General features: G+C 70.0%; 7 protein-coding genes and 1 pseudogene. 3 read left to right on the forward strand and 5 right to left on the reverse strand.

The genetic code is table 11. The features are described 5' to 3' along the window. Nucleotides 1-153 (reverse strand): annotated as a pseudogene (locus HY68_RS14030) (MarR family transcriptional regulator); the annotation flags it as partial. A 95-nt stretch (nt 154-248) separates the two neighbouring features. Here HY68_RS14030 and HY68_RS14035 point away from each other — a divergent pair. Further along, entirely contained in the window at nt 249-1,031 is a 783-nt protein-coding gene (locus tag HY68_RS14035; protein WP_107070082.1) for a class III extradiol ring-cleavage dioxygenase, read from the forward strand. Here the strand turns inward: HY68_RS14035 and HY68_RS14040 are convergent. Continuing rightward, a complete protein-coding gene (locus tag HY68_RS14040) occupies nt 1,014-1,592 on the reverse strand; it encodes a GNAT family N-acetyltransferase (protein ID WP_041988698.1) in 579 nt (192 codons plus the stop codon). The genes HY68_RS14035 and HY68_RS14040 overlap by 18 nt on opposite strands. Before the next feature lie 152 nt (nt 1,593-1,744). Between HY68_RS14040 and HY68_RS14045 the strand changes: the two genes are divergently transcribed. Continuing rightward, a complete protein-coding gene (locus HY68_RS14045; protein ID WP_041988700.1) occupies nt 1,745-2,740 on the forward strand; it encodes a sigma-70 family RNA polymerase sigma factor in 996 nt (331 codons plus the stop codon). A gap of 118 nt (nt 2,741-2,858) precedes the next feature. Here HY68_RS14045 and HY68_RS14050 read toward each other — a convergent pair whose 3' ends face one another. Continuing rightward, entirely contained in the window at nt 2,859-3,836 is a 978-nt protein-coding gene (locus tag HY68_RS14050; protein ID WP_041996037.1) for a YafY family protein, read from the reverse strand. A 63-nt stretch (nt 3,837-3,899) separates the two neighbouring features. On the opposite strand from HY68_RS14050, the gene HY68_RS14055 reads away from it, so the two are divergent. Continuing rightward, entirely contained in the window at nt 3,900-5,414 is a 1,515-nt protein-coding gene (locus HY68_RS14055; protein ID WP_041988702.1) for an MFS transporter, read from the forward strand. A gap of 52 nt (nt 5,415-5,466) precedes the next feature. Here HY68_RS14055 and HY68_RS14060 read toward each other — a convergent pair whose 3' ends face one another. Next, nucleotides 5,467-6,249, reverse strand: a complete 783-nt coding sequence (locus HY68_RS14060) for a DUF6227 family protein (RefSeq protein ID WP_041988704.1) — start codon at nt 6,247-6,249, stop codon at nt 5,467-5,469. Between the two features lie 113 nt (nt 6,250-6,362). Next, the coding region (locus HY68_RS45080) for a P1 family peptidase (RefSeq protein WP_041988706.1) at nt 6,363-7,005 on the reverse strand (643 nt) is incomplete at its 5' end.

Genomic DNA, 7,005 nt, shown 5'->3' on the forward strand with positions numbered 1-7,005 from the left:
GAGCAGGGCGTAGTAGATGTGCGGCATCCCGGCGTCGCGCTGGAGCTGCCGGTCGAGATGGTCCTCCAGCAGGGTCGTGGCATGCAGATAGGCCTGCCAGACCCGCTGCTCCTCGTCGCTGAGCCAGCGGGGCTCCGTGGGTGACGTGGTCATGAAGGCACCCTATCTGTTATTGAAAGTTTAACTAGATTCGGTTAGTCTCGGGACCGAGAACGCTTGAGGTCTCAAGTACCTGGGAGTGAAGAGCCGTGAACGCAGTCGCCGAGCGCATGCCCGCCCTCTACCTCTCCCACGGCGCCCCGCCGCTCGCCGACGACCCGCTGTGGCCCGCGGAACTCGCCGCCTGGTCGGCGGACCTGCCGCGCCCCAAGGCGATCCTGATGGTCTCCGCCCACTGGGAGGAGGCGCCGCTCGCGCTCGGCGCGGTCGAGACGATACCGCTCGTGTACGACTTCTGGGGCTTCCCCGAGCACTACTACCAGGTGCGGTACGCGGCCCCCGGCGCCCCGGAACTCGCCGACTCCGTACGGAAATTGCTGCGCGGCGCGGGCACGCCGGTGCAGGACGTGCCGGACCGCGGCCTCGACCACGGCGCGTACGTGCCGCTGGTCGAGATGTTCCCGCGGGCCGACATCCCCGTCCTCCAGGTCTCCATGCCGACGCTCGACCCGCAGCGGCTGCTGGAGATCGGCCGCAAGCTGGCGCCGCTGCGGGACGAGGGCGTGCTGATCGTCGGCAGCGGCTTCTTCACCCACAACCTCGCCGCGCTGCGGCACAGCGGTCCGGGGGTGCCCGGCTGGTCGGCGGAGTTCGACGACTGGGGGCAGCGGGCGCTGCTCGCACAGGACGTCGACGCGCTGCTGGACTTCGAGCACAAGGCCCCCGCGGGGCGGCTGGCCCACCCCCGCACGGAGCACTTCGCCCCGCTGTTCGTGACGCTGGGAGCGGCGGAGGGCGAGCTGGGTGAGGGCCGGAGCATCATCGACGGCTTCTGGATGGGCCTGGCGAAGAGATCACTCCAGTTCGGCTGAGCGACTGACGGGCGGCCTGAGCCGCCGTGCCCCGGTCTCTCGGCCGAGCGGCTTCTCGTACCAGGCCACGTCCCAGTAGCGGCCGAACTTCCGGCCGACCTCCTCGTACGTCCCCACGTACCGGAAGCCGAAGCGCGCGTGCAGCCGCCCGGAGGCCTCGTTGGGCTGCGCGATGCCCGCGTAGGCGCGGTGGACGTCCTCGGACTCCAGCGCCGCGAAGAGCGCCTCGTACAGCAGCGTGCCGACGCCGCGCCCCGCGGCGTCCGGCGCGCAGTAGACGCTGACCTCCACGGAGGTGGAGTACGCGGGCTTCGCCCGGAAGGGGCTGCTGGTTACATAACCCAGAATGCGGGCAGACGGGACATCCTGAGCAACCAAAAGCCGGTGCGGGCCGTCTTCAGGGTGGGAGCGCAGCCATGGCAGCCGCTCCCGCGGGGTGAAGGGAACGGTGTCGAATGTGACGGCGGTCTCGCGGACGTAGTGGTTGTAGATGTCGGTCAGCGGGCCGATGTCGGCCTCCGTTCCTGACCTGACCTGCACTTCTCGGGCCCTGGGTGCCATTCGGTACCTCCCTGCGGCGGGACAGGGTACTGCATGATCACAAAAATCCAGGCACGCAGGGGAATTCTGTCCGGATTCCAGTCGTTCTTACCGACAGATGCAGGGCACCCGGGAGGGTGTCGCGACCTACTCAGTCAAGTAAGGGAGCTCGCATGGCAACCCGTGCCGTCGCCCGTCGTACCGCCACCCGCGGAACGAACGCGGCAAGCAGTGTTCGCGCTGTGGGCGGGGAGATCGCCGACCGCGACCTGGTCGGCATGTACCTCGACGAGATCGCTCGCACACCGCTGCTCGACGCCGCAAAGGAAGTCGAGCTGTCCCAGACCATCGAGGCCGGCGTGTTCGCCCGGCAGATCCTCGAAGGAGACGTCCAGAGCGAGGCCGGCGGAGCCTCGCGCGAAGAGCTCGAAGCGCTGATAGCCGAGGGCGAGCGCGCCAAGGACATCTTCATCAAGTCCAACCTCCGCCTGGTCGTCGCCGTCGCGCGGCGCTACCCGCGCAGCGGCCTGCCCCTGCTGGATCTGATCCAGGAGGGCAACGCGGGCCTGGTGCGCGCCGTGGAGAAGTTCGACTACGCCAAGGGCTTCAAGTTCTCGACGTACGCGACGTGGTGGATCCGTCAGGCCATCACCCGCTCCATAGCCGACCAGTCCCGTACGATCCGGCTCCCCGTCCACCTCGTGGAGGAGCTGGGCAGGATCCGGCGCGTGCAGCGCGAGTTCAACCGCGAGCACGGCCGCGACCCGGAGCATGCCGAGGTGGCCAAGGAGCTGGACTCCACACCCGAGCGCGTGACCGACGTGCTGGACTGGGCGCGTGACCCGGTCAGCCTGAACATGTCGGTGGACGACGAGGGCGACACCCAGTTCGGCGACCTGCTGGAGGACACCTCGGCGGTCTCGCCGGAGCAGTCCGTGATGACGCTGCTGCGCAGCGAGGAGCTGGAAGACCTCATCGGCAAGCTCGACCAGCGCACGGCCTCCATCATCAAGATGAGGTACGGCATCGAGGACGGCCGCGAGCGCACGCTGACCGAGGTCGGCAAGGAGCACGGGCTGACCCGCGAGAGGATCCGTCAGATCGAGAAGCACGCGCTTCTGGAGCTGAAGAAAATGGCCAGGGACACAGGTTTCGACGCGGCGGCGTGACGCAGCCGCTCCGCAGCCGTAGTGTCACCCGTATCCGCACAGTGCGCTTGTGCGCGTCGGCCGATTCGTCGGCCCCCTGAGACGAGCCCCGGCACCAACCCCCCCCAGGTGCCGGGGCTCACCCATGCCCGGCACGGCCGGCCGCGCGGGTGAGCCTGGCGCCCAGGTCCTTCAGATGGTCCGTCAGCGACGTGGGCGCGTGGACGGTGAACTCGCAGTCCACCAGGGCCAGTCGCAGCGCCAGCCACTCCGGCGAGTCGTTCGACTCGGTCCGCAGCCGGCAGGAGTCGGGCCCGGTCGGGGCCGGTGCGCCGAGGAACGACGGCAGCCGGGCCGCCACGAAGTCGGCGGGCGCCGCGAAGCTCACGTCGACCTCGAACCGTGCCCGCGTCCGGGCGGCCATCGACTTCCCCAGCAGCTCGGCCGCGTCACCCGCCGGCAGCTCGCGCGGGGTGAACCGCGAGCCGGTGGCGAAGGGGTCGCTGACCCGGTCGACCCGGAACGTACGCCAGTCGGCCCGCCCCAGGTCGTACGCCACGAGATACCAGCGCCAGCCGGTGGAGACCAGCCGGTACGGCTCGACCTGCCGCTTCGTACGCGTACCGTCGCCCGAGCGGTAGCCGAAGCGCAGCCGCTCCTTGCCGGTGACGGCGGACGCGATCGTGGTCAGGGTGCGCGGGGCGACCGTTCCTCCGTCGCCCCGGGTGAGCGGCATGGTGGCCGCCTGGAGCGTCGACACCCGGCGCCGCAGCCGGGACGGCAGGACCTGCTCCAGCTTGGCGAGAGCCCGTACGGACGCCTCCTCGATGCCCTCGATGGCGTGGCCCGCCCCCGCCCGCAGTCCCACGGCTATCGCGACGGCCTCCTCGTCGTCGAGCAGCAGGGGCGGCATGGCGCTCCCCGCGACCAGCCGGTAGCCGCCGACGGCGCCCTTGGACGCCTCGACGGGATAGCCGAGGTCGCGCAGCCGGTCGATGTCGCGGCGGATGGTGCGCGGGCTGACGCCGAGCCGCTCGGCCAGCTCACTGCCCGGCCACTCGCGCGGGGTCTGGAGCAGGGACAGCAGGCTGAGGAGTCGTGCCGGGGTGTCCGTCATGGTTCCCATGATGCGGTCCGTATAGGACATGACCTGTCCTAGATGACTTCTAGCGTGTGCCCCATGAGTTCCCGAACCGCCGTACTGGATACGGCTTCCGACCCCGCGCCCGAAGGCCGCACGCCCGGTGCCTCCGCGCCGGTCGCCCCCGCCCCGGGGGACCGCAGGCGCTGGCTCGCCCTGGCCGTCATCATGACGGCGGCCTTCATGGATCTGGTCGACGTCACCATCGTCAACATCGCGATCCCCAGCATCGAGCGCGACATGAAGGCCTCGTTCGGCTCGATCCAGTGGATCACCGCCGGGTACGCGCTGGCCTTCGCTGCCGGGCTGATCACCGGCGGCAGGCTTGGCGACATCTACGGCCGCAAGCGGCTCTTCCTCGTCGGCATCACCGGTTTCACCCTCGCGTCCGCGCTGTGCGGCTTCGCGGCGAATCCGGAGATGCTGGTCGCCTCCCGGCTGCTCCAGGGCGCCATGGCGGCGATGATGGTGCCGCAGGTGCTCGCCATCATCCACGCGACCTTCCCCGCGCACGAACGCGGCAAGGTCTTCGGGATGTTCGGCGCGATCGTCGGCCTCGGCGCCGTCTCGGGACCGCTGTTGGGCGCGCTGCTGACGCAGTGGAACGTCGCGGGCCTGGAGTGGCGGCCGATCTTCCTGATCAACCTGCCGGTCGGGATCGCCGGGGTGATCCTCGGCCGGAGGTTCATCACCGAGTCCAAGGCGCCCACGGCGCTGCGCCTCGACCTGGTGGGCGTCGTACTGGTGACGCTCGGTCTGCTGATGCTGATCTATCCGCTGACCCGCGGCCGTGAACTGGGCTGGCCGCTCTGGGGACATCTGCTCATGGCCGGCAGCGCGGCGGTCTTCGCCGGTTTCGTGGCGTACGAGCGGTACAAGACGCGCAAGGACGGATCGCCGCTGGTGGAGCTGTCGTTGTTCAAGGTGAAGAGCTTCGCCGCCGGTATCGCCGTGCAGTTGACCTTCGGCATCGCGCTCGGCATCTTCTTCCTGGTCTGGACGCTCTACATGCAGATAGGGCTCGGCTGGACACCGCTGCGGGCCGGGCTGACCGGACTGCCGTTCTCGATCGCCGTCTCCACGGCGGCCGGGCTCTCCGTGCAGAAGCTCGTGCCGCGCTTCGGCCGCAAGGTGCTCCAGGCGGGCGCGCTGCTGATGATCGCCGGACTGCTGCTGTACATCGGTGAGTCGGCCCGGTACGGCACCGGGATCCACACCTGGCAGATGATCCTGCCGCTGGTGGTGATGGGCCTCGGGATGGGGCTGATCGTCGCGCCGCTGACGGACGCCGTGCTGTCGGACGTACCGCGCGAGCACTCGGGTTCGGCGTCGGGTCTCATCAACACGACGCAGCAGATGGGCAACGCACTGGGGCTCGGGCTGGTGTCGGTGGTGTTCTTCGGCGTGATCGACGGGGCGAAGGGTCCGGTGGGTCCGGCGTTCGTGGACGGCTTCCAGCACGCGCTGTGGTGGGTCGTCGCGGTGCTGGCGGTGATCTTCGCGGTCATGTTCGCCCTGCCGGCCAGGGCGCGGGCGGCGGCCGTCGACCACTGAGCCGTGCGGGGGAGGGCGGCCCGGGTGCCCATATGGTGCCCTGGGCCGCCGCTCAGCCCTGGGGGCCGACCCGGGAACGTACCCGCATCGCCTCGCGGGCCGCGCTCTCCTCTTCGTAGACCTCACACATATGACGGCGGTCCGGGGTGGCCGTGTGCTCGACTTCCCAGAGGCTGGTCTCCGAGCCGTCGATCAGCAGGAACGCGTGCTCGTAGAGGGTGAATCCGACGCTCTTGCCGTCGATCTGGCACTGCTTGCCGTAGACCTGCGCGATGTGGTGAGCGAAGGCGGTACGCAGCAGGCGGGCCGTCCCCTCGCCCGGCCGGTCCGGGTTCTCCGCGCGGCGCAGCACCCGGCGGGCGTGGTCGGGGGAGTTGTCCGCGACGTACATCCGCTGCGGGGTGGCGGCCGGCGTCACCAGCAGACTGCCGAGCAGGGTGAACTCGGCGCCGAAACCGCCCGCCCCGAAATCGGCCGTGCTGTCACCGCCGGGTCCCGTACCGGCTTTCCCGCCGGGGGCCAGCCGGGAGGCGGCGAGCCGGGCGTCCGCCTCTTCCGTGTACAGCTCGTGCACCTGCGCGCCGTCCCGGCAGGCGTTGTGCACCAGCTCCCACACGGTGAGCGCGCTGCTGTCCGTGAGCAGATACGTGTGCCGGTACAACTCGCGGTGCAGGCCGGCGCCGTGGTGTGCCGACGTGAGCGTACTGGCGTGGGCCAGTGCGCCGTGGAGCCGCTCGATCAGGGTGTCGGGCAGATCGAAGGAGTTCAGCGCACGGCCTAAGAGGCGTTCGATCTGCCTCTCGGTCGGCTCGGTCGTCTCGTACGGACCGTTCAAGTTGGCTCTCCAGGACGTCGCCACATGTCACTTGGTGATTGCATAACGTAGCCCCTGGGGCTGACATCGGGTCCGTAATTTGGAGAAAGGTAGACGTTCGTAGCGGAAGTTTTTCACACCCGTTTCCGTCCGCCGCTGCCGTAGAGATCCGTGTACGAGGGGAACGTCCCGCCGGGGCCCGTCATTCCGCGCGCCGTCAGAACCGCGCGCACGATCGCACGGGTCACCACGTCCGCACCGGCGGCCAGTACCTCGTTCAGGGCGAGCGGATCGCCTTCGGCGAGGGGGAGTTGGCCGGTCGCGAGGGTGAAGACGGTGTCGCCGTCGTTGAGCAGGTGCACCGGGCGCACCGCCCGCGCGATGCCGTCGTGCGCCGTGCCGGCGAGCTTCTGGGCCTGGGCGCGGGTCAGTTGGGCGTCGGTGGCCACGACGGCGAGCGTGGTGTTGAGCGGAGCGGAAGCCCCCTGCGCTCGTACCTCTGCCAGTCTCCGCAGCGCCGCCTCGTGGACCTCCGTGGCGGGATGGTCCGTACGTCCGTCGTAGTACTGCCCGTACAGCACCCCTGTGAGTGGATCGACCGCCGATCCGGCCGCGTTGGCGACGACCAGCGCGGCGACGGTGATGCCCGACTCCAGCCGCTGACTCGCCGTACCGACACCGCCCTTGAGCGACCCCACCACCGCCCCCGTACCGGCGCCGACCCCGCCCTCGGCGACCGGCGCCCCGGCGGGCGTCGCCGCGGCGGCCTCGACGGCG

The sequence above is a fragment of the Streptomyces sp. AcH 505 genome (genome assembly GCF_000818175.1).
Taxonomy (GTDB): domain Bacteria; phylum Actinomycetota; class Actinomycetes; order Streptomycetales; family Streptomycetaceae; genus Streptomyces.